Origin of the sequence: Rahnella aceris (assembly GCF_011684115.1) — a bacterium.
Taxonomy (GTDB): Bacteria; Pseudomonadota; Gammaproteobacteria; order Enterobacterales; family Enterobacteriaceae; genus Rahnella; species Rahnella aceris.
In genome coordinates, this window is record NZ_JAADJV010000001.1 from 2,263,982 (window position 1) to 2,286,619 (window position 22,638).

Here is a 22,638-nt window from a genome sequence, read left to right on the forward strand (position 1 = left end):
ACTATTTCATCATCTGAAGAGGGTTCTATGGCATTTACACTCACCAGTAATGATTTGCGCGATGGCGACAAAATGCCGGAAACGCAGGTTTTTAACGGTATGGGCTACAACGGCGACAACCTTTCGCCGCATCTGGCCTGGTCCGGTGCCCCCGAGGGCACCAAAAGTTTTGTGATAACCGTTTATGACCCGGATGCCCCGACCGGCTCCGGCTGGTGGCACTGGGGCGTCGCGAATATTCCGGCAGACGTCACCGAATTGCCGCAAGGCGCGGGCTCCGGCAAAGGCGGTTTACCTGCCGGTGCCGTGCAGACCCGCACCGATTTTGGCAAAGCCGGTTATGGCGGCGCAGCCCCTCCGCAGGGCGAACACCATCACTATCATTTCACCGTATACGCCATCGATACTGAAACGCTGGAAGTCGATGAGAATGCCAGCGGCGCGTATCTCGGCTTCAATGTGCATTTCCATACTCTCGGCAAAGCATCACTGACAGTGATATACAGCTGATTCCTGTGGTATAAAAGACGCAGAAAAGGTGGTCAGTTTTACTGGCCACCGTTTTTTTATTGCGGCGATGACCGCAACATTGAAAAAAAAGAACAATCTTCTTCATCAAGGAGTCAGTCACAGTGAAAATTTCCACCCTGTCGCGCGCGTGCGCTATGTTGTCTGCCAGCCTGATCCTGGCGGCATGCAGCAGCAGCCATCAAGGCTTATCCAGCCAGGTTGCTCCGGGCACCGCGTCACTGCCCGTGTTATCAGCGGACGAAGCGGCCAATTTTACAACGAAAAATTATCTGGCCTTTGGCGGCCCTTCTTTGCAGGTTCAGCAACAGGGCTGGTTCCCTAAACTGGCCAGCACTGACGGTGTGAACACCCATTTCGTGGTCGGCCCGCAGTTAGGCACCGACGGCGCAGAATACTCTAACGTTCAGATGGCGGTAAACGCGGCACTGGCTGTGCGTAACCACGGTGAACGTATCTTCATTAAAATCCTGCCAGGCACTTACAACGGCGCCGTGTACATCCCGGCGGGTTCACCACCGGTCACCTTATTCGGTGCGGGCAACAGCTCTGCTGATGTGACCCTCGCACAAGGTCTGGAAGCCGCAGCGGCACCCGCCACTTACCGTTCAACCGTCAGTCCTAACGGCCAGTTCCTGCCGGGCGATCGCGCGTTCTATATGTTCCAGAACTGCGCCACCCTGACCACTGAAACCATCGGCACCGGCTGTACCGCGACCGTGTGGTCACAAAGCAACGGTGTGCAGATTCAGAACCTGACCATCGGCAATTCCCTGCTCGATACTGTTGACGGGGGCGATCATTCCGCCGTTGCGCTGCGTACCGACGGTGACAATGTGATTCTGGATAACGTGCGCCTGATTGGCCGCCAGAATACCTTTATGGTGAACACCGCCAACATCCACAACCAGACTGACAACAGTCGTTACAGCCGTGCATACGTGCATAACAGCCTGATCGTGGGTGATGTGGATTACGTATTTGGTCGGGCGAATGCCGTCTTTGACCACGTTGAATTCCACACCGTCAGCAGCCGTGGCGTGAAACAGGCGTCTGTCTTTGCGCCAAACACGCCAGCAGCTGCACCGTATGGCTTCCTGGTGATCGACAGCAACCTGACCGGCGACCGTGGCTTCGAGCAGGCTGCGAAAGCGAAAATGGGGCGTGCGTGGGATGCTGATGGCGCAAGCAGCCAGCTGGTAATCCGCGACAGCAGCTTCGACAACAGCTATGACCAGATGAATCCGTGGGGCGCTTCTGTCTTCTCCGGCCAGCCATTTGCCGGCAACGTGCCAAAAGATGAGAAACAACAGCGCAATCTGAATGACACTAACTTCAACCGCCTGTGGCAGTACAACAACGTGCTGACACAGCCTGCGAAGTAATTCAGTCTGATGCCATGAAAAAACCGCCGGGGTTGCCTCCGGCGGTTTTTTTTCGTTCTGCGGACTTCGTTCTGCGAAAATGTTACAACGCTTCGTTGCCCAGACGGAATACCGACACCGTGCGTTCCAGATTCACCGCCTGCTCATCGAGCGAAGCCGCCGCACTGGCAGACTGCTGAACCAGCGCCGAGTTTTGCTGGGTGACGGTATCCATCTCTGCCACCGCCTGCGCAATCTGACTGATGCCGCGACTTTGCTCGTCAGACGCCGATGCGATCTCATGAATGATTTGCGTGACATGACGGACAGAGCCGACGATTTCTTCCATGGTGTCACCCGCTTTGCCAACCAGCACAGAGCCGTTATTGACGTTAATCACCGATTTACCAATCAGCCCTTCAATCTCTTTCGCCGCCTGCCCGCTGCGCTGCGCAAGGCTGCGGACTTCGCTGGCGACCACGGCAAAACCGCGGCCCTGCTCCCCTGCCCGCGCCGCTTCAACCGCAGCATTCAGCGCCAGAATATTGGTCTGGAAAGCGATGCTGTTGATGACCGTGGTAATTTCGGAAATCTGCTTCGAACTGACAGTAATCTCTTTCATCACGCCCACGACATCGGCCACCAGTTTACCCCCCCGTGCCGCCGTATTGGCCGCATCGGAGGCCAGCTGACTGGCCTGCGCGGCATTGTCGGCGTTCTGTTTCACCGTTGAGGTCAGTTGTTCCATGCTGGCCGCTGTTTGCCCCAGCGCTGCCGCCTGCTCTTCGGTACGGGCTGACAGATCGATATTACCTGCGGCTATTTCGCCCGAAGCGCGGGTCACCTGCGTTACGCCTTCGCGGATATCACCGATGATGCCGTGCAGGTTCTGGTTCATGGTTTCAATGGCGCGGCTCAGTTGCCCCACTTCGTCAAAACTGTGGCTGGTGGCATGAGTAGAAAGATCACCGGCAGCGATACGTTCTGCGGTTTGCAGCGTGCGGCGCAGAGGAAGTGTCAGCTGACGGGTCATGCGCCACGAAATCAACACACCGGCAACCACAGTCGCCACAATGATCACCAGCATTTCAGAAATGGTGCGCGTCACTTCGTTATGCAGATTGTTCATCTCATGATCGAGCAACGTGTTAGACGCAGAGGTCAGGGCCAGCCCGGCTTCGGCCAACTGCGCGGTGATTTTTTCCGCATCGCTGCCTGCCGGAGGATTCAGCGTGTGCTGCCAGCTTTCACGATAACGGCGGATATTTTCCGGCATGGTTTCCACCAGACGCTGGTCTTGCGGATCCCAGGAGTACGCCTCAACATCAGCCTGACGGGCTTCCAGTTTATCCAGCGCCTGGCGGTTTTCTTCAACAAATTTGGGGTCTTTGCTGGACATATATGAAAGCCGGGTAAATTTGGCATCGCTCAGCAGATCGTTAACGGTCTTGAGCAAGGACGCTTTTTCAGCGCGTTGATTGATGCTGGTCAGATGGTAGACACCGGACACAGCGATAAAGGATCCCAGAAGCAACACCAGCGCAAATCCTGCACCGAGCTTGCTGGCAATTGAGGCATGGCGAACCCGGCCAGCGATCCCTGAAAGTACATTCATTTTCTTCTCCCTGATAACCAAAAGGACTGACTCTGAAGTGGCAACGCCACCGAAGAATCAGTGAATAACGGGAGAGTTATCGACCAGCAATGTTCAACATTTATAGAAACATTAAAATATTTCTTATATATAGCACGTATAGCACAGGCAATAAAAAAGCCCCTTATTACAGGGGCTTGATCATTATTTCAGAGCGGTATTATTGATCAGTTAAAAATAAATCATTAGATAAACTAACCAGTAAACAGCCGTGATTAATTAATTTCCAGAATGCTTACCCACATCGGGCCTTTGCCCACCGCGTAGGTTTTCAACGTCGTCAGCTGACCGTTTTGCGGATCAATTTTAGCGACTTCAATCGCATCCGATTTCTGTCCTGCGGTGATCACATACTGGCCGGAGTGATCAATATTGAAACCACGCGGCTGTGTCTGGGTGGCGTGATGCCCGGCCAGTTCAAGCACGCTGCCATCTTCTGAGACGGTCAGCACAGAAATCAGGCTGGCAGTACGGTCTGAGGCATACAGGAATTTGCCGTCCGGCGTGATGTGCAAATCGGCCGCCCAGCAGGTGCCGGTGAAATCAGCGGGCATAATCCCCAGTGTCTGCACCTGACGGTATTCGCCGCTGGTGACGTCTTTCTGGTACACATCCACGCTGCTGTTCAGCTCATTTACACAGTAGGCAAAATGATGATTCGGGTGGAATGCCATATGACGCGGGCCCGCACCCGCTGCGGTTTTCAGCTCCGGCGCGTTATGCGGCGTCGCTTCGCCGTTCACACTGAAGTCAAACTGGCGGATACGGTCTTCTTTCAGCGCCGGGATCATCAGCACCTGATTGGTCGGGTCAATATTGGCTGAGTGCGGAGCCTGGATGTTTTCCAGCACCTGCACCGGGGCCAGTGCGAGGCCTTTTTCATCCAGCGGATGAATGCTGACATTGTTAAAGCTGTAGGACGCGGAGAACACAAAACGCCCCTGAAGGTCTATACCCAGATGCGTCGGACTGCCCGGCAGAGGTGCCATCGCGGCTTCTTCCAGTTTACCTTCATGGTCGATGCGGTAGGTCAGCACGCCGAACTCAGGACGTACGCCGACGTAAAGACGATGACCATCGGGATGAATCACCATCGGCTGAACCTGTCCCGGAACGTCCACCGTTTGCAGCAGGCTCAGTTCACCATTGTCTGCCAGACGAAAAGCGTGGATTTGCTGGCTCTCAGGGCTGGCAATGTAGACAACTTGCTTCATCACATCTCCTTATTAAGACTGAATGAGTCGTTATGTTTTTTACAGCGTAGCTCAGGTTAGCACGATACGACGGCACCTTTAGTGCCGGATACCCGGTTTAATTAGCAGGCTAAAAAAGGTAATATGGCGATAATTTCCCCTTATTCCCCCTCACTTACGATGGACTGCTCATGACTTATCGCATTATTGCGCTCGATCTCGACGGGACGCTGCTGGACCGCCAAAAACGTATCCTTCCAGAATCCCTTGCCGCACTGGCCGATGCCCGTGCACAGGGAATCAAAGTGGTCGTCGTGACCGGACGCCATCATGTCGCTATCCATCCGTTTTATCAGGCATTGCAGCTCGATACACCTGCTATCTGCTGTAACGGCACCTATTTGTATGATTATCAGGCACGTAAGGTCTTAACTTCTGATCCGCTGGATCCGGTCAAAGCAAAAAAAGTGGTCGACTTGCTGGAATATCACGGCATCCACGGTCTGTTGTATGTCGATGACGCCATGCTGTATCAGCAACCGAGCGGCCACGTCAGCCGGTCCATTGCCTGGGGGCAAACCCTGCCGGAACATCAGCGCCCAAACATTATTCAGGTGAACAGTCTTCGCGAGGCCGCTGATGATGCGCAGTCGATCTGGAAATTCGCCACCTCACATCAGGATCTCGATGCCCTGCATACGTTTGCCTCGCAGGTTGAAAACGAGCTGGGTCTGGCCTGCGAATGGTCATGGCATGATCAGGTGGATGTGGCGAAAGGAGGCAACAGCAAAGGTCGCCGCTTGCAGGAATGGGTCGAATCGCAGGGTATGAGCATGCAGGATGTGGTGGCGTTCGGTGATAACTACAACGACCTGAGCATGCTGGAAAATGTCGGTCTGGGCGTGGCGATGGGCAATGCAGCAGATGCTATCAAAGAACGTGCCGCGCTGGTGATTGGCGATCACGAAACACCCGGCATCGCTGAAGTTATCCGTAATAAAGTGTTGAACTAATTTTACCAATGCACCTTCCTCTGCCACAGAGGAAGGTGTTTTTTTATGCAGGATAATCAGTCGCTTTTCAGCGTCTTATTCCTGACCGGCCGGACGGCGCGGGTAATTAATTGCTGATTTTCGTCGAAGTACCGGCTGGGCCAGATCACCGACGGATGGATATCCAGAGCCTGAGCAATGATCAGTTCCCCTTTCGGCCACGGACGCGCCAGCGCATTGGCCAGTGTGGATGAGCCTAAACCGGCTTGACGCGAGACCGCCGCCAGTGAGGATTTTTTCTTACGTAATGCAGCAATGATATCTGCCGGATGCCAGTCATTTTCCATTTTTATCCCTCTTCCTTATGTTGTTTGTTCAACTATCTGAATTGTGAATTACACTGACATATAACGATGTCCAGTAACTCTAAACAACAATAATGTTAAGTGATGCTAAACATAACGTCAATACAGTTTCTATGGTTATTGATAATGATCCCACATCGACTGAAATCCGCACGGACAAAAGCCAGACTTACGCAGGAAAAATTGGGTGTTTTAGCCGGAATAGATGAGAGCACTGCGCGTTCGCGGGTGTCGCAATATGAAAACGGCACGTACAGCCCGAACTTCGACACCATGTGTCATTTCGCCCGGGTGCTTAACGTGCCGGAATGCTATTTCTATATTATTGATGACGCGTTTGCCGAAGAGGTTCTGGTGCTTTACGCCGCCTTTAACCCGTCAGAAAAGTAAGGTGCAATACGATTAACGACTGACCGACACACTTTTGATCTGCGCATACAACCACTGGCCTGCGCGGATCATCAGTTCGTCCCGCGCCCACGGCGAGATCCGCGCCCAGATGATGTGATCGGCCATCGCCAGTTTGACCTCCACCTGATTCCCCAGATCCAGACATTCGAGCACTTTCGCTGGCAGAATATTGCGGATACTGCTGTTGTTAGCCGTCGGTTGCAGCACCAGCGAAACGTCCGTGGAATTCACGCGAATGCGCAACGCCGTCCCAGGCGCCTCTTCGACTTTACTGATCCATAAACGCTGATCGCCAATGGCCAGTGCGGTCATTTCATAGCGCGGATGATGTTCCAGTACGCTGACATTCAGCACGCTGCTTTGCTCTTCTTTCGGCAGCCACGGCCGCATCACATTGCTCGCCCACACGTCTTCCAGCGTGCCCATTGCCAGCACTTTACCGCCGTCGAGCACCAGCACTTTTTCCGCCAGACGTAAAATCTCATCGAGGCTGTGCGTCACATACAAAATCGGAATGCTGACTTCCTGCGCCAGACGCTCCAGGTAAGGCATCAGTTCGCGTTTACGCGGGATATCGAGCGCGGCCAGCGGCTCATCCATCAGTAAAATTTCCGGTGCTGTCAGCAGCGCACGACCAATTGCCACGCGCTGTTTCTCGCCACCTGAAAGCGTGAGCGGGAAGCGGTCCAGTAAGGGGGCGATACCGAGCAACCGCACGATGTTATCGAACTGTCCGCGCATCGACGGCGCCATGCCGTATTGCAGATTGCCTTTCACACGGTAATGCGGGAACAGTCGCGCATCCTGAAAAACATAACCGACGCGGCGTTTTTCTGGCGGCAGGAAAATGTTGTTTTGCTTATCCGATAAGATGCGGCCGTTCAAGGTAATGCGGCCACTATCAGGTTGGGTCAGGCCGCCGATCGCATTAATCAGCGAGGTTTTTCCTGCGCCTGACAAACCAAAAATGGCCGTTATCCCCTGCGCCGGTAAGGTCTGCGATACCTGTAATTCCAGGCTGCCCAGCGTCTGGCTGAAATCGAGTTCAAGCATGTCAGCCTCCCAGCCGGATACGGCTGCGTTTTGCCAGCCAGTCAGAAATCAGCAATGCCGCCAGAGACAGCAGGATTGCCAGCACGCAGAGCCGTGCGGCAGCGCCTTCCGCGCCCGGCGTTTCAATCAGGGTATACATCGCCAGCGGAATGGTGCGGGTCTCACCCGGAATATTCGAGACGAAGGTGATCGTTGCACCAAACTCGCCCAGCGAACGGGCAAATGCCAGCACCACGCCGGCAATGACGCCCGGCACGGAAAGCGGCAGTGTGATGGTGAAAAAGACCCGCCACGGCGAAGCACCGAGCGTGCGGGCGGCGAGTTCAAGTTTGGGGTCAACCGCCTCCAGCGACTGGCGTATCGCCCGCACCATCAGCGGAAATGCCACCACCGCCGAGGCCAGCACTGCACCATGCCAGCTAAAACTGAAGCTGAAACCAAACCATTCGTACAGACGCTGGCCGATAAAGCCGCGTCGCCCCATCACCACCAGCAGCAAATAGCCAATCACCACCGGCGGTAATACCAGCGGCAAATGAATAATACTGTCGAGCAGGGACTTGCCGGGAAAGCGGCCGCGGGCGAGGACCCACGCCATCAGAATACCAAGCGGCAGACTGCAAACAACGGCCAGGCTCGATACTTTCAGACTAAGAAGTACCGCCTGCCACTCATATTCACTCAACATCATGTCGGTTTCTTAATCCTGAATTTATGTGTCGCAGAGATAAAATATCGGCAAAAATTTCGCAGGCTTTAATTTACGTCAAAGTATAGAGAATCACACACGGGGAAAGAAACCGGGATGGACAGATAAAGCCTCCTGGCGCAGCGCAGGCTTTATCTGTTTTCAGCAACAGCGATGAACTTAGCCGCGAGGCGTGAAACCGTATTTTTTGAAGATTGCAGCCGCTGCCGGGGTTTTCAGATAATCATAAAAACCGCTGACGGTGGCATTTTCGTGCCCTTTCACCATCGCCATCGGATACTCAACCGGCTTATGGCTGGAGGCAGGGAAAATACCGATCACTTTCACTTTTTTACTGGCGACGGCGTCAGAACCATAAACTATGCCCACTGGCGCTTCTTCGCGTTCAACCAGCGCCATGGCCGCACGGACGTCGCTGGCGCGCGCCAGTTTAGGTTCCAGCGTGGTCCAGGCCCCCAGTTTTTGCAGCGCTTCTTTGGCATAAATCCCGGCCGGGACATGATCAGGGTCACCCACCGCCAGGCGGCTGTCGCCCGTCAGTTTGGTCCATTCGGTTTTCTCAGAGATGTCGACTTTGTTGATTTTGCTGTTAGCCGCAGAAATCAGCACCAGTTCGTTGCCCAGCAACGTGTAACGGGTGTTATCGACCATCTGCTGCTTGCTGATGGCATAATCCATCCATTGCTGATCGGCAGAAATAAACAAATCTGCCGGCGCGCCCTGTTCAATCTGGCGGGCCAGTGTCGAAGATGAGGCGAAGGATGAGACCACCTGCACGCCTTTTTCTTTCTGGTATTGGGTGGCGATATCCTGCAAAGCATTGGTGAGTGATGCAGCGGCAAACACCGTGATTTTCTCTGCTGCCTGCGCCTGAACGCCAAGCCCTGCGACCAGAATGGTTGCGGTGAATACTTTACCCCATTGATATGTCATCGTTTTCCTTCGCCTTTATGAAGAGATATTTCGCTATGTAATCTTTAATATAGCGCGACGAAAAACGATGTCATTCATTTTTATGAATCAGGGGGAGATAACCTATGTTTTTTTGATCTGAACTATAAAAAGAAAACCCGGAAAAAAGAAAACCCGGCGCAAGGGCCGGGTTCCGGAAACAAACAGTCTCATTAATCAGTAATGAGGTTTCTCACGGGATTCTTTAGAGTGGCCCACGTGTGAAATGATGTTGAATACTTCGCCCAGCCCCCAGATCAAGCCCAGGATCACAGCGATGAAGACCGGCACCATGATGGCAGCGAAAATCAAACTTTCTAATAGTTCTAACATGATAGCCTCACTTAACTGGCTGAATCGCCCTGAGGCGATGTTGGACTTCGTACATGAAGTCAAAAACGAAAAATCAAACTGTTGCGGATAATAACAGCACGGGACGGTAATTACTTTAGCATTTAGCCAACTTGCCTGCCTGCAGGTTTAGCGGCGACAATAAGCCATGATTCTAACAAGGAAGCTGCGATGCAAGCCGAAATTCTCTTAACCCTTAAACTTCAGCAACGTTTGTTTGCCGATCCGCGCCGTATTGAATTACTGCGGCAGGTGCGCCACACCGGTTCAATCAGTCAGGGGGCTAAGCTCGCGAACATCAGTTACAAAAGCGCCTGGGATGCCATCAATGAAATGAATCAGCTTGCCGATCAGACGCTGGTCGATCGCAGCACCGGCGGGAAAGGCGGTGGCGGCGCAGTGCTGACACCTTACGGCGAGCGCCTGATCCAGCTTTATGAATTACTGGCGCAAATCCAGCAAAAAGCCTTCGACGTGCTAAAAGAGGATTCGCTCCCTCTCGACAGTTTGCTGGCGGCCATTTCACGCTTCTCCCTGCAAACCAGCGCGCGCAACCAGTTCTTCGGCAACGTGATTGACCGCGATAACAGCACCGTTCAGCAGCATATTGATGTCCTGCTGGCTGACGGCAAAACAAAAATCCGCGCCGCGATCACTGAACAAAGCGCAGACCGTCTGGCGTTAACGCCCGGCAAGGAAGTGCTGGTGCTGATCAAAGCGCCCTGGATCACCCTTGGCTTCACCGCAGAAAATCCGCATAACGCCTTGCAGGGCAGTGTCACCCACATCCAGCGCGGTGAAAACAGCAGCGAAGTGCTGATGAAACTGCAAAGCAGTGAAATTCTGTGTGCGACGGTACCGAATGCCGAAGCCGATAAACTGGCTCTGAAAAACGGTCAGAGCGTTTACGCGCAGTTTGATGACGACAAAGTGATCCTGGCCACCCTGTGCTAAAAGCAGAATTTAATCAGTATCTTGCAAAATCAGCGTTTTCATTTTGCAGATTTGTCAATTGACTTGCGAAGGTGCAGCGCTTATCCCTTGTTTTATAATCATTTGAAAATGAGAGATTAAGATGTCGTCGTTACATATCTCGCAAGGCGTTTTCCGTCTCAGTGATACCCGAACCCTCACACTTTCTGATCTGAATATCCGGCAGGCCGACAGCTGGGCGTTTGTCGGCTCAAATGGCAGTGGAAAATCCGCACTGGCACGAGCGCTGGCAGGCGATTTAACCCTGCTGAAAGGTACCCGGGAAAACAATTTTCCGCATATTGTGCGTCTCTCATTCGAACAGTTGCAGAAGCTGGTGGCCGATGAATGGCAGCGTAACAACACCGACTTACTGAGCGAAGGTGAAGACGATACCGGCCGCACCACCGCTGAAATTATTCAGGATGAAGTGCGCGACCCCGCCCGCTGTGCTGCCCTTGCCGCACAGTTTGGTATTGAGAAATTGCTCGACCGCCGTTTCAAATATTTATCGACCGGCGAAACGCGCAAGACACTGCTGTGCCAGGTGCTGATGCAAAAACCCGATTTGCTGGTGCTTGATGAGCCGTTCGATGGCCTCGACGTCAACGCCCGGGCGCAACTGGCACAGTTGCTGGAAACCTTGTCCGGCGAAGGTCAGACGATGGTGCTGGTGCTTAACCGCTTTGACGACATTCCTGCATTTGTGAAAAATGTCGGCGTTCTGGCTGACTGCACGCTGGCCTCGGTGGGTGCGCGCGAACAGGTGATGGCTGATGCGCTGGTCGCGCAACTGGCACACAGCGAAAGCCTGAACGGCATGGCTGTGCCGGAAGCAGAAGATCCGACAGCCCGCGTCAGTCCGCCTGCCGACAGCCCTTTGATCGTACTGCGTGACGGCGTGGTGCAGTACAACGACAAGCCGATCCTGCACAATCTGAGCTGGCAGGTCGATCACGGTCAGCACTGGCAGATCACCGGCCAGAACGGTGCCGGGAAATCCACCTTACTGAGCCTTATCACCGGCGATCACGCACAGGGCTACAGCAATGATCTGACGCTGTTCGGTCGCCGGCGTGGCAGCGGTGAAACCATCTGGGACATCAAACGCCATATCGGCTACGTCAGCAGCAGTCTGCATCTGGATTATCGCGTCAGCACCAGCGTGCGCAATGTCATTACTTCCGGCTTCTTCGATTCGATCGGCATTTATCAGGCGGTATCTGACCGGCAGAGATTGCTCACCTCGCAATGGCTGACACTGCTCGGACTGGACGGCGATGCCGGTGATAGCCCGTTCCACAGTTTATCCTGGGGACAACAGCGGCTGGCGCTCATCGCCCGCGCGCTGGTCAAGCATCCGGCGCTGTTAATTCTGGATGAACCTTTGCAGGGTCTGGATCCGATCAACCGCCAGCTGGTGCGCCGTTTTGTCGATATTCTGATCGGCGAAGGCGAAACCCAGTTGCTGTTTGTTTCGCATCATGCGGAAGATGCGCCGGAATGTATTACTCACCGGCTGAGCTTTATTCCTGATGGCGAAATCTACCGTTATCAGATTGACGCGCTGTAACGTTATTTTGCTTCGCCTTTGCGGGAACCATCAGCGCGGTCACGACACCAGCCAGCGCCAGTGCCGCCAGCAATGCAAATCCGTTTTCAATCCCCTGCTGGCCGGGGTTATTTCTCAGTAGCAGAATGAGCAGTGCCAGTATCACTATGGTACTGCTCACCCGAACCCAACCTCCCAGCAGGATTGCATAATGGTATTCGGCCCCGGTGAGCAGATCCCTTTCTGCCGCGGCGGCCTGGCGAACCATACCCGCCCCGAATCCGGTCAGTAACAATCCCGGCAGCAGCACCGGCCAGAACGAGGGTGTCATCGCCATCCCCTCCAGTCCGCCCGCCACAATCATAAAACCCCACAGCAAGGTGCGGGCAGATGTCATTCTCCGCCCGAGCTTTTCGCTGAGCGCTTTGCCCGGCAGCATTATCAGCAATAAGGCAACAAAGCTGAGAATAATGCCCGGTACGCCCAATCCGTAAAGCTGATACATCGCCACCGCCAGCATGAACCACGTGGCATAAGTGACCGCTGTGACGAAAATACGCGTCCAGAGACTTATCTGTAACAGCAACGACGACCGCAGATGACGTGGCAGTAGCGGTTCGGGGTGATAACGTTCGCTGATGATAAACAGTACAAAAAAGAGTGCGGCAGCCCCCGCCAGCGAGTGGGACAGCGGTGTGTCCAGACCGTAAAAGGCGACGCTCAGCAGTGTCAGCGCCAGGTTCAGCACAAACAGCGTGCCCAGCGCAGACGCCAGCAACGGCATGGGTAATTTTTTGGCGTTCATAGCAAGTTCCTTTATCAACATTCATCGGCTCAGCAGATGAATATGCTTCATCTTCATCGTGTTGATAAAAGAGCTTACACCGCCTATTTTAGCTAACTCAAAGTCATAGATTTCAGCAATGGATGAAAATAACTCATCATGAAGAAGATCCGTTTACCGCCGCTGGGTTCGCTCAAAGCGTTTGATGTCGTGGCGCAGCAAAGGAGTTTCAAACGCGCGGCAGAAGATATCGGCGTGACGGCCACCGCCATCAGCCATCAGATCCGTGTGCTTGAAGAAGCACTGGGCACGGCGGTGTTTGAGCGCAGCGCCCGTGAGGTCAGGCTAACCGCTGCGGGGAAAATTCTGCGCCACGCCACCCGGCAGGCATTTGCCGGATTACAGGCAGCCGTCGAAGAAATCCATCACGCCGGGTTGCCTGCGGCACTGACACTGACCACCACGTCCAATTTCCTGACGCACTGGCTGGTGCCGCGGCTGGCGGACTTAAAAGCCGCAGCGCCCGAAATGGATTTACGCCTGCACACCGGCATCGAACTGGTGGATTTAACCCGTAATACCGTGGATGTGGCGATCCGTTACAGTGAATCCGCCAATGAAAGCCTCGATTCAACGTTGCTTTATCACGACACTTTTGTGCTGGTTGCCAGTCCTGCACTGGCGCTGAAAACGATGGAAGATCTGAAAGAGGTGACGTTGTTTCATGTGGAAAACCGTCATATTCCCCATCCTTCTCCCGACTGGGAAAACTGGAAAAAACACGTCGGTCCCGCGCAATTAAATACCGACAGCGGCCTGCGCTTTACAGATGAAACCCATGCCATTCAGGCGGCAATTGCCGGTCAGGGCGTGGCGATTGTCAGCAGTTTGCTGGCACATGACTTCATTGAAAAAGGCATTCTGACCACGCCATTCCCTCAATATCTTCCCGGCGCAAACTATTATCTGGTGACCGCAAAAGAGAAAGCACTGCGCGAGGACATCGTGACGCTCCGCCGCTGGTTACTGGACAAAATGTCGGCATTTCCCCGGCTGGAGTCTGAAAATGAGCACGGAAAACTGATTCAGACAAAGCATAAACGTTAGTGTAAGCGATTACAAAACCCATCCTTTCTGGATTGCTGCCAGCTGCAGAAGGCTTTCTGCATGGCACGCAGCACCTGTTGAGTCATGTTGAAAGGTGGTAAACTGTTTGTGTAAGCGATTCCATTTTATTGGGGATGGATCACCTTTTTCAGCCTTGCAGCGTGATATCGTTGCATCAAGATAATCATCGGGGAGCTCTTATGTACGTCTTAGTCACAGGTGGTAGCGGTTACATCGGTAGTCATACTTGCGTGCAACTGATTGATGCAGGCTTTACGCCAATCATTCTTGATAACCTTCATAACAGCAAAGTCAGCGTACTGGAACGCATCCACAGCCTGACCGGCAAAACGCCGCTGTTCTACGAAGGTGATATTCGCGACCGCGCGCTTCTCGATAAAATTTTCAGTGAGCACCCTGTTCATTCCGTCATTCATTTCGCTGGCTGGAAAGCCGTGGGTGAATCGGTGGCAAAACCGCTGGCTTATTATGACAACAACGTCACCGGCACGCTGGTGCTGGTTGAAGCCATGCGTGAAGCTGGCGTTAAAAACCTGATTTTCAGCTCTTCGGCGACCGTGTATGGCGATCAGCCAAAAACGCCTTACGTTGAAGATTTCCCGACCGGCAATCCGTCCAGCCCGTACGGCCGCAGCAAACTGATGGTCGAGCAAATTCTGCAGGATGTGCAGCGTGCAGAACCTGAATGGAGCATTACGCTGCTGCGTTACTTCAACCCGGTCGGCGCACATCCGTCTGGCCTGATGGGTGAAGATCCCCAGGGCGTGCCAAATAACCTGATGCCATTTATCGCGCAGGTAGCGGTAGGCCGTCGTGAGTCCGTGGCGATTTTCGGCAACGATTATCCGACACCGGACGGCACCGGCGTGCGTGATTATATCCATGTGGTGGATCTTGCCGACGGCCATCTGGCGGCAATGAAAACCCTGCACAACAAAGCGGGCGTACATATTTATAACCTGGGCGCGGGCTTCGGCCACAGCGTGCTGGATGTGGTAAATGCCTTCAGCAAAGCCTGCGGCAAGCCCGTGAATTACAAGTTTGCACCGCGCCGTGAGGGCGACTTACCGGCTTACTGGGCGGATCCGACCAAAGCGGCGAAAGAGCTGAACTGGAAAGTCACCCGAACGCTTGAAGACATGGCCAACGATACCTGGCTATGGCAGTCGAAAAACCCGCAAGGCTACCCGGACTAAGGTGCACTAAGGAAAGTTTATGACCACGTTTAACCCGATTGATCACCCGCATCGTCGCTACAACCCGCTGACCGATCAGTGGGTGTTAGTCAGCCCGCACCGCGCAAAACGTCCGTGGCAAGGCCAGCAGGAAGCCGTTTCGCAGGAAACGCTGCCTGCGCATGACCCGGACTGTTTCCTGTGTCCGGGCAACACCCGTGTGACTGGCGATGTGAATCCGAAATACACCGGCACGTTTGTGTTTACCAATGATTATGCCGCGCTGATGCCGGATACCCCTTTTGCGCCGGAAAGCGACGATCCACTGATGCGCGTTCAGAGCGCACGCGGCACCAGCCGGGTGATCTGTTTCTCGCCGGATCACAGCAAAACGCTGCCACAACTGTCGGTTGAAGCCCTGACGGAGATCGTCAGAACCTGGCAGGAGCAAAGCGCGGATCTGGCAAAAACCTATCCATGGGTGCAGGTTTTTGAGAACAAAGGCGCGGCGATGGGATGCTCCAACCCGCATCCGCATGGTCAGATCTGGGCCAACAGCTTCCTGCCTAACGAAGCCGAACGCGAAGATCGCCTGCAACGCACCTATCTTGAACAGCAAGGTTCGCCGATGCTGCTGGATTACGTGCAGCGCGAACTGGCCGATGGCAGCCGTACGGTGGTCGAAACCGAACACTGGCTGGCGGTGGTGCCTTACTGGGCAGCGTGGCCGTTCGAAACCTTGCTGTTGCCGAAAGTTCACGTCAAACGCATTACCGAACTGAGCGATGCACAACGCGGTGATCTGGCGCTGGCGCTGAAAAAGCTGACCAGCCGTTATGACAACCTGTTCCAGTGCTCTTTCCCGTATTCGATGGGCTGGCATGGCGCGCCATTTACCGAAGACGACAACGAACACTGGCAGTTGCACGCACATTTCTATCCGCCGTTGCTGCGTTCAGCCACGGTGCGCAAATTTATGGTCGGCTACGAAATGCTGGCTGAGACCCAACGCGACCTGACAGCGGAACAAGCCGCCGAGCGTCTGCGGGCGGTGAGTGATGTCCATTATCGTGAGGCCGGAGAAAAATAATGAAACTGAAGACCAAAACCCTGGAAATCTTTGCCGATAAATTCGGCTACCCTGCCACCATTACCATCAAAGCACCGGGCCGCGTAAATCTGATCGGCGAACATACCGATTACAACGACGGTTTCGTGCTGCCATGCGCCATCGATTATGAAACAGTGATTGCCTGTGCACAGCGTAATGACCGCACCATCCGCGTGATCGCCGCCGATTTCGATAACGACGAAGACAGCTTCTCGCTCGACGAGCCTATTTTGCACAGCGATGCGCACCCGTGGGCCAACTACGTGCGTGGCGTGGTGAAGCATCTGATGCTGCGTAACAAAGATTTCTCCGGCGCGGACATGGTGATCAGCGGCAATGTGCCACAGGGTGCAGGCCTGAGTTCATCCGCATCGCTGGAAGTGGCGGTCGGTCAGGCGCTGAAATCATTGTACGATCTGCCGCTGGACGGCGTTGCGCTGGCACTGAACGGTCAGGAAGCGGAGAACCAGTTTGTCGGCTGTAACTGCGGCATTATGGATCAGCTTATTTCTGCGCTGGGCAAAGAAAATCATTCACTGCTGATCGACTGTCGCTCGCTGGAAACCCGTGCAGTGTCCATGCCGAAAAACGCCGCGGTGGTCATTATCAACTCCAACGTGAAACGCGGTCTGGTGGACAGCGAATACAATGCCCGTCGCGAACAGTGCGAAGTGGCGGCACGCTTCTTTGGCGTAAAAGCGCTGCGTGACGTTGACCCTGCCCTATTCTTCTCCATTCAGGATGAGCTGGATCCGGTCGTTGCCCGCCGTGCACGTCACGTCATCACAGAAAATGACCGTACGCTGGCAGCAGCTGATGCGCTGGCCAGTGGCGACCTGAAACGTATGGGCGAGCTGATGGCAGAATCTCACGCCTCAATGCGTGATGATTTTGAAATCACCGTGCCGCAAATCGATAAGCTGGTGGAAATCGTTAAAGAAGTGATTGGCGATAAAGGCGGCGTGCGCATGACCGGCGGCGGCTTTGGCGGTTGCATCGTGGCGCTGGTGCCGGAAGACATGGTGGAGAAAGTCCGTCATGCCGTTGAACAGCAATATCACGCGCACAGCGGTCTGAAAGAAACCTTCTACGTTTGCACAGCTTCCCAAGGAGCAGGCATATGCTAAAACCTGAAAACACGCAACTGGCGCCCGATGGCCAGCCGTTTGAACAGGTTACGCTACAGAATGCGGCAGGTGCCACCGCCACATTCATGGACTGGGGCGCGACCTGGTTATCCTTTACCCTGCCGCTGACAGATGGCTCCACGCGTGAACTGCTGCTGGGCTGCCAGTCGCCGCAGGAATACATGAACCAGAGCGCGTATCTGGGCGCGACCGTCGGACGTTATGCCAACCGTATCGCCCGCTCGCAGTTTGATATTGACGGCAAACCGCATCTGGTGGTCGCCAATCAGGGCGTGCATCAGCTTCACGGCGGGCCGGAAGGTTTCCATGCGCGTCGCTGGACTATTCTCGAACAGACCGCGCAGAAGCTGACGTTCCAGCTATTTTCGGCCGACGGCGATCAGGGTTATCCGGGCAACATGACGGCGAAAGTGCATTACCAGCTGACTGACGATAACCGTCTGGAAATCCGTTACGAAGCGACGGTTGATAAGCTGTGCCCGGTCAATCTGACCAATCATGCCTATTTCAATCTCGACGGCGAAGGCACCGATGCGCGCCAGCACAAGCTGCAACTGTTTGCGGACCGTTTCCTGCCGGTCGACAGCGATGGCATTCCCTGTGCGGATCCGACCCCGGTTGAAAACACCGGCATGAATTTCAACGCAGCCAAAACGCTGGCGAAAGATTTCCTCACCGACCGCGACCAGCAACGCGTGAAAGGCTATGACCACGCCTATCTGCTCAACCGCACCTGCAACAGCGGCAGCAATCCGGCAGCGCATTTGTGGTCTGCCGACGGCAAAGTCAAAATGACAATGTTTACGTCTGCGCCCGCCGTGCAACTCTACAGCGGTAATTTCCTGGGCGGAACACCGAACCGCAGCGGCGGTGAATACGCCAGTTACAGCGGTGTCGCGCTGGAAAGCGAATTTCTGCCGGACAGCCCGAATCACGCCACCTGGCCGCAACCGAGCTGCTGGGTCAAACCGGGTCAGACGTATAAGTCCTCGACGACGTATCAGTTCTTCGCGTTGTAATTCGTTCAGGACAGGGCTTCCAGGCTCTGTCCTTTTCCCAAACTTCTTCGAATTTGTGACTGACTGCGCATCTGCTTCCGCACTTTCTCAGCTAAACATCTAAACTCAGAGGGTGTCCTGCATAAAAGGACGTTTATTAAGGAGTTTTGATATGCGTTTACCTGTTGTGCTATCCCTGCTGGCAACGCTGTGCGCGGCGGGTTCCGCTCTGGCGGCGGACCCGGTGAAAGTCCCTTCTCCTGCTCAGACTGAGCAACGCCAAAAAATGACCGATTGTAATCAGCAGGCCACTACGCAGTCCCTGAAAGGGGATGAACGTAAAAAATTCATGAGCAATTGTCTGAAAGCAGAGGCTAAAACTGACGATAAAATGAATCCTCAGCAGATGAAAATGAAAACCTGTAATGCCGATGCCGCGAAGCAAAATCTGAAAGGCGATGCGCGTAAATCCTTCATGAGTACCTGCCTGAAAAAAGCCAGCTGATCACGCTGACCTGCTTGTACAAAACGCGCTGTCAGGGTGACCTTCTGCGCGTTTTGTTTTACATCGTCGCAGCAAATTCGTTATGTTTAATACAAACAGCGTCCCGCAAAGATTTCCTGAGGAAGTTTCAGATTGCTGAGTGGGATGCCCAGACCCTATAATGATAACTGTTATCATTGAAAATTGAGTTAACTGAGGAGTTTAGCTATGGCTGTAACCAAGCTGGTGCTGGTAAGACACGGTGAGAGTGAGTGGAATAAAGAAAACCGCTTTACCGGTTGGCATGATGTTGAACTGTCCGATAAGGGCCGCACCGAAGCAAAAGCTGCTGGTCAGCTGCTGAAAGACGAAGGCTTCCAATTCGATTTTGCATACACCTCTGTGCTGAAACGTGCCATCCACACACTGTGGAGCGTTTTGGACGAACTGAACCAGCCATGGCTGCCAGTTGAGAAATCCTGGAAACTGAACGAACGTCATTACGGTGCGTTGCAGGGTCTGGATAAAGCAGAAACTGCACAGAAATACGGTGACGAGCAAGTTAAACAATGGCGTCGTGGTTTTGCTGTGACGCCACCAGAACTGGATCGCGCTGACGAACGTTTCCCTGGCCACGACCCACGTTACGCTAAACTGACCGCGGCAGAACTGCCAACGACAGAAAGCCTGGCGCTGACCATCGAACGCGTCATCCCTTACTGGACTGAAGTGATCAAACCACGCATCGCCAGCGGCGAGCGCGTCATCATCGCGGCACACGGTAATTCCCTGCGCGCACTGGTTAAATATCTCGACGACCTGAGCGAAGAAGAAATTCTGGAACTGAACATCCCTACCGGTGTTCCACTGGTTTACGAGTTTGACGAAAACTACAAACCAATCAAACGTTACTATCTGGGTAATGCCGACGAAATCGCAGCGAAAGCAGCGGCCGTGGCAAACCAGGGTAAAGCGAAGTAATTTCACGTTTTCTTCTGCGTTAAGCAGGAAGATTGGAACAGGCACGCACACGCGTGCCTTTTTTGTTTTCTGAATCCGACACTCCCCCGCCCTTATCCGGATTTCCGGTAAATCCTCCCTGTTGTGAAAATCGTGATCCAACGCCGGCTTTTCAGATAACAGTTTTGCTACATTCATTTAAACTTTCGAATGAAAGTAATTTAATATTCGTACGAAATAATCATTTCAGCAACCTGCCGGAGGTTTTATGGATAACAGATTTACGTCAACGACATTACCTGTTGATTATAAAAAGAATATTATCGAGATGAAAAAACAACTCCGCGCACAGATTAGCGATGTTGAAGGACTCTTCCGTCAGGTATGCGAAAAAATTGAAACGGAGATCGCCGCAGCACGGGCGGAGGAGGCAGCGAACGGGACTGCATGGCCACAAATCAGCTGGGCAGCGCTGGCGGAAGGCCGGGTTTCTGATGCGCAAATTGCTCAGGTGAAACGCCGCGGCTGTCTGGTGGTCCGTCAGACATTTGACCGCGATGACGCGCTGGCGATGGATAAATCCATGCTGCATTACCTCGATGCCAACCATTTCGATGAGGTCTACCGCGGGCCGGGTGATAACTTCTTCGGATCGCTGGAAGCTTCCCGGCCTGAAATTTATCCGATCTACTGGTCTCACGCGCAAATGGAAGCCAGACAGAGCCAGGAAATCGGCACGGTTCAGTCATTTTTAAACCGTCTCTGGAAGTTCGGGGACCATCAGGGCGCATGGTTTAATCCTGACGTAAATATTATCTATCCGGACAGGATCCGCAGGCGTCTTCCGGGCACCACTTCTAAGGGGCTGGGCGCGCATACCGATTCCGGCGCGTTAGAACGCTGGCTGTTACCGGCGTATCAGAAAGTCTTCCGCAAGATTTTCACCAACCGTTTTGAGGAATACGATCCATGGGATGCGGCTTTCAGACCCGACGTCAATGAATACGATGTGGAAAACACGACGAAATGCTCAGCGTTCCGGACATTCCAGGGCTGGACTGCGCTATCTGATATGCAAACCGGACAGGGCTTGCTGCACGTCGTTCCGGTGCCTGAGGCGATGGCGTATGTGCTGCTGCGTCCGCTGCTTGATGATGTGCCGGAAGATGAACTCTGTGGCGTTGCGCCTGGCCGCGTTTTACCTGTTTCAGAAAAATGGCATCCGCATCTGATTAAAGGCCTGTGCAGTATTCCGGAACTTCAGGCGGGCGACTCGGTATGGTGGCATTGTGACGTCATTCATTCCGTCGCGCCGGTTGAAGATCAGCAAGGATGGGGAAATGTGATGTACATTCCAGCCGCGCCGCTGTGCGAAAAGAATGTCGCTTATGCCCGTAAGGTACACGAAGCGCTGAAGACAGGCGCTTCACCAGCGGATTTCCCCCGCGAAAACTATGAAGCAAACTGGACAGGCCGATTCCTTGAACGAGATCTCAACGCTAACGGACGGCTGGGCGTAGGGCTGAAGAAGTAACTCCGCGGCTACGTTTTCAGTAATGCATAAAACAATAAGCCCCGATAATTAACCGGGGCTTTGACTTTCTCATCAGGCAAAATCAGAAACACGTTAGCACTGAAAATAACGTTGTATTAATTGCGCAAGGAAAGCCATAAACAAGCCAAACCACAAGATTTTGATAAACCAGCGAGCGTACCGCCAGAGATAACGTTCCCTTTCATTAGCTTTGTGAATGGCTTTATCCAGTTCGTTTTCTGTCATCATCCTGCTCTTGCTTTATCAGGTATTTGAATCTTCTACTATCCTGATATTCATCCGTTTAATACGTGAGTAAATCCACAATCCCAGGCAAATAAATGTTCCAAAGAATAGCGTGAACACTTGTGACATTAAGCAGGCAAGGACCGGCGCGGTGATAAACGCTGTAATGCCATAGACGTATTCGCCATTCAGTAAAATCACGTCATACCCAAAAGCCCCCATAATTCCCATCAGCAAACCCACAGGTAAGGCTGCAAACAGCATGCCGACAGACACCAATTTATAGACAGTCCCGGCGGTAATTTTTCGGATTTCTATTGTTCTTATCTGTACTGCGTTCATCTCTCATCCCTGTCAGTTTTTATTGTTAGCAAAAGATAATGTTACACCTCGCGGTGAAAAAATAAACTTCATATTCAACACATTGAGCGATGAATTCATGTAAGTTATTTCTGAACGCCATCAAAAAGGAGATAACAATGCCCGTCAGACTCGCCTGCCCCGATGAAGCGGAAATACTCTGGGAAATCAGAAATCAGGCTATCCGCCACGGATGTAAAAATACCTATGGCGCAGACATTGTGATGGCGTGGACGCCCGAACAGATGCCTGCCGGATATCGCAAAGCTATTGCGGAGAATCCTTTTTTTGTCGCACAGGTGCACGGGCTGGAGACACCGGCGGCAACAGGTTTTCTCGATCTGAAAAATGGCAGTGTTGAAGCGATTTTTACGTTGCCGGAATTCGAAGGCAAAGGTCTCGCCACCCAAATTCTTGCTGCCATAAAAGCGGAAGCCAAATCGCGGGGATTCACAGCACTTACGCTGGCTTCCACACCGAATGCTTTTGAATTTTATAAGAGGAACGGTTTCAGTCTGGTAAAAGAGAGTCTTTACCGCTCTGAGATGGCGAATGCTGATTTGCGTTGTATGGATATGAAATGCACGCTCTGAACATATTCAGGTAATAAAAAGC

Annotated in this window: 24 protein-coding genes; 15 read left to right on the forward strand and 9 right to left on the reverse strand. The window is 53.3% G+C overall.

Annotated elements, in window-relative coordinates:
* The first annotated feature begins 27 nt into the window (after positions 1-27).
* The gene (locus GW591_RS10325) at positions 28-510 is read left to right on the forward strand and encodes a kinase inhibitor (RefSeq protein WP_013576395.1); all 483 of its coding nucleotides are present in this window, start codon (positions 28-30) and stop codon (positions 508-510) included.
* A gap of 122 nt (positions 511-632) precedes the next feature.
* Positions 633-1,913, forward strand: coding sequence for a putative acyl-CoA thioester hydrolase (locus tag GW591_RS10330; protein ID WP_013576396.1), 1,281 nt, complete (start codon positions 633-635; stop codon positions 1,911-1,913).
* A gap of 82 nt (positions 1,914-1,995) precedes the next feature.
* Here GW591_RS10330 and GW591_RS10335 read toward each other — a convergent pair whose 3' ends face one another.
* Positions 1,996-3,507, reverse strand: a complete 1,512-nt coding sequence (locus GW591_RS10335) for a methyl-accepting chemotaxis protein (RefSeq protein WP_166860543.1) — start codon at positions 3,505-3,507, stop codon at positions 1,996-1,998.
* A gap of 254 nt (positions 3,508-3,761) precedes the next feature.
* Positions 3,762-4,760 (reverse strand): 6-phosphogluconolactonase, encoded by a 999-nt coding sequence (pgl, locus tag GW591_RS10340; RefSeq protein ID WP_013576398.1) that lies wholly within the window; start codon positions 4,758-4,760, stop codon positions 3,762-3,764.
* Positions 4,761-4,930: 170 nt separating this feature from the next.
* On the opposite strand from pgl, the gene GW591_RS10345 reads away from it, so the two are divergent.
* Positions 4,931-5,752, forward strand: a complete 822-nt coding sequence (locus tag GW591_RS10345) for a pyridoxal phosphatase (protein ID WP_013576399.1) — start codon at positions 4,931-4,933, stop codon at positions 5,750-5,752.
* 56 nt (positions 5,753-5,808) lie between these two features.
* On the opposite strand, the gene GW591_RS10350 is transcribed toward GW591_RS10345, so the two are convergent.
* Complete coding sequence (locus tag GW591_RS10350) at positions 5,809-6,078, reverse strand: helix-turn-helix domain-containing protein (RefSeq protein WP_015690238.1); 270 nt, start codon at positions 6,076-6,078, stop codon at positions 5,809-5,811.
* 144 nt (positions 6,079-6,222) lie between these two features.
* Here GW591_RS10350 and GW591_RS10355 point away from each other — a divergent pair, with 144 nt between their 5' ends.
* A complete protein-coding gene (locus tag GW591_RS10355; protein WP_013576401.1) occupies positions 6,223-6,486 on the forward strand; it encodes a helix-turn-helix transcriptional regulator in 264 nt (87 codons plus the stop codon).
* Between the two features lie 12 nt (positions 6,487-6,498).
* Here the strand turns inward: GW591_RS10355 and modC are convergent, their stop codons facing one another.
* The 4 genes from modC to GW591_RS10375 form a co-directional block, all read right to left on the reverse strand.
* Positions 6,499-7,560, reverse strand: a complete 1,062-nt coding sequence (modC, locus tag GW591_RS10360) for a molybdenum ABC transporter ATP-binding protein ModC (RefSeq protein ID WP_013576402.1) — start codon at positions 7,558-7,560, stop codon at positions 6,499-6,501.
* Between the two features lies 1 nt (position 7,561).
* Entirely contained in the window at positions 7,562-8,251 is a 690-nt protein-coding gene (gene modB, locus GW591_RS10365; RefSeq protein WP_013576403.1) for a molybdate ABC transporter permease subunit, read from the reverse strand.
* 177 nt (positions 8,252-8,428) lie between these two features.
* A complete protein-coding gene (gene modA, locus GW591_RS10370) occupies positions 8,429-9,202 on the reverse strand; it encodes a molybdate ABC transporter substrate-binding protein (RefSeq protein WP_013576404.1) in 774 nt (257 codons plus the stop codon).
* Between the two features lie 195 nt (positions 9,203-9,397).
* The gene (locus tag GW591_RS10375) at positions 9,398-9,553 is read right to left on the reverse strand and encodes an AcrZ family multidrug efflux pump-associated protein (protein ID WP_013576405.1); all 156 of its coding nucleotides are present in this window, start codon (positions 9,551-9,553) and stop codon (positions 9,398-9,400) included.
* Between the two features lie 189 nt (positions 9,554-9,742).
* Between GW591_RS10375 and modE the strand changes: the two genes are divergently transcribed.
* Together modE and modF are read left to right on the forward strand one after the other, a co-directional pair.
* On the forward strand, positions 9,743-10,525 hold the full coding sequence (modE, locus tag GW591_RS10380; protein WP_013576406.1) for a molybdenum-dependent transcriptional regulator: 783 nt from the start codon (positions 9,743-9,745) through the stop codon (positions 10,523-10,525).
* Between the two features lie 121 nt (positions 10,526-10,646).
* Positions 10,647-12,116, forward strand: a complete 1,470-nt coding sequence (modF, locus tag GW591_RS10385; RefSeq protein WP_121020043.1) for a molybdate ABC transporter ATP-binding protein ModF — start codon at positions 10,647-10,649, stop codon at positions 12,114-12,116.
* On the opposite strand, the gene GW591_RS10390 is transcribed toward modF, so the two are convergent.
* Complete coding sequence (locus GW591_RS10390; protein WP_013576408.1) at positions 12,070-12,900, reverse strand: MFS transporter; 831 nt, start codon at positions 12,898-12,900, stop codon at positions 12,070-12,072. The genes modF and GW591_RS10390 overlap by 47 nt on opposite strands.
* Positions 12,901-13,038: 138 nt before the next feature.
* Here GW591_RS10390 and GW591_RS10395 point away from each other — a divergent pair, with 138 nt between their 5' ends.
* From GW591_RS10395 to GW591_RS10430, 8 genes are all read left to right on the forward strand, one after another.
* Complete coding sequence (locus GW591_RS10395; RefSeq protein ID WP_166860545.1) at positions 13,039-13,986, forward strand: LysR substrate-binding domain-containing protein; 948 nt, start codon at positions 13,039-13,041, stop codon at positions 13,984-13,986.
* A gap of 200 nt (positions 13,987-14,186) precedes the next feature.
* Positions 14,187-15,203 (forward strand): UDP-glucose 4-epimerase GalE, encoded by a 1,017-nt coding sequence (gene galE, locus GW591_RS10400; protein WP_013576410.1) that lies wholly within the window; start codon positions 14,187-14,189, stop codon positions 15,201-15,203.
* Between the two features lie 19 nt (positions 15,204-15,222).
* Positions 15,223-16,272, forward strand: a complete 1,050-nt coding sequence (galT, locus tag GW591_RS10405; protein WP_013576411.1) for a galactose-1-phosphate uridylyltransferase — start codon at positions 15,223-15,225, stop codon at positions 16,270-16,272.
* On the forward strand, positions 16,272-17,420 hold the full coding sequence (gene galK / locus GW591_RS10410) for a galactokinase (RefSeq protein WP_013576412.1): 1,149 nt from the start codon (positions 16,272-16,274) through the stop codon (positions 17,418-17,420). The genes galT and galK overlap by 1 nt, the downstream gene beginning before the upstream one ends.
* Positions 17,414-18,460 (forward strand): galactose-1-epimerase, encoded by a 1,047-nt coding sequence (galM, locus tag GW591_RS10415; RefSeq protein ID WP_112198511.1) that lies wholly within the window; start codon positions 17,414-17,416, stop codon positions 18,458-18,460. Before galK ends, galM begins: the two co-directional genes overlap by 7 nt.
* Positions 18,461-18,611: 151 nt before the next feature.
* Complete coding sequence (locus tag GW591_RS10420) at positions 18,612-18,944, forward strand: PsiF family protein (protein WP_037037122.1); 333 nt, start codon at positions 18,612-18,614, stop codon at positions 18,942-18,944.
* A 207-nt stretch (positions 18,945-19,151) separates the two neighbouring features.
* Positions 19,152-19,904 (forward strand): 2,3-diphosphoglycerate-dependent phosphoglycerate mutase, encoded by a 753-nt coding sequence (gene gpmA / locus GW591_RS10425; protein WP_013576415.1) that lies wholly within the window; start codon positions 19,152-19,154, stop codon positions 19,902-19,904.
* A gap of 247 nt (positions 19,905-20,151) precedes the next feature.
* A complete protein-coding gene (locus GW591_RS10430; protein ID WP_013576416.1) occupies positions 20,152-21,417 on the forward strand; it encodes a DUF1479 domain-containing protein in 1,266 nt (421 codons plus the stop codon).
* A gap of 264 nt (positions 21,418-21,681) precedes the next feature.
* Here the strand turns inward: GW591_RS10430 and GW591_RS10435 are convergent, their stop codons facing one another.
* Entirely contained in the window at positions 21,682-22,005 is a 324-nt protein-coding gene (locus GW591_RS10435) for a hypothetical protein (protein ID WP_015690247.1), read from the reverse strand.
* Between the two features lie 137 nt (positions 22,006-22,142).
* Between GW591_RS10435 and GW591_RS10440 the strand changes: the two genes are divergently transcribed.
* Complete coding sequence (locus tag GW591_RS10440) at positions 22,143-22,616, forward strand: GNAT family N-acetyltransferase (RefSeq protein WP_015690248.1); 474 nt, start codon at positions 22,143-22,145, stop codon at positions 22,614-22,616.
* The last annotated feature ends 22 nt before the right edge of the window (positions 22,617-22,638 follow it).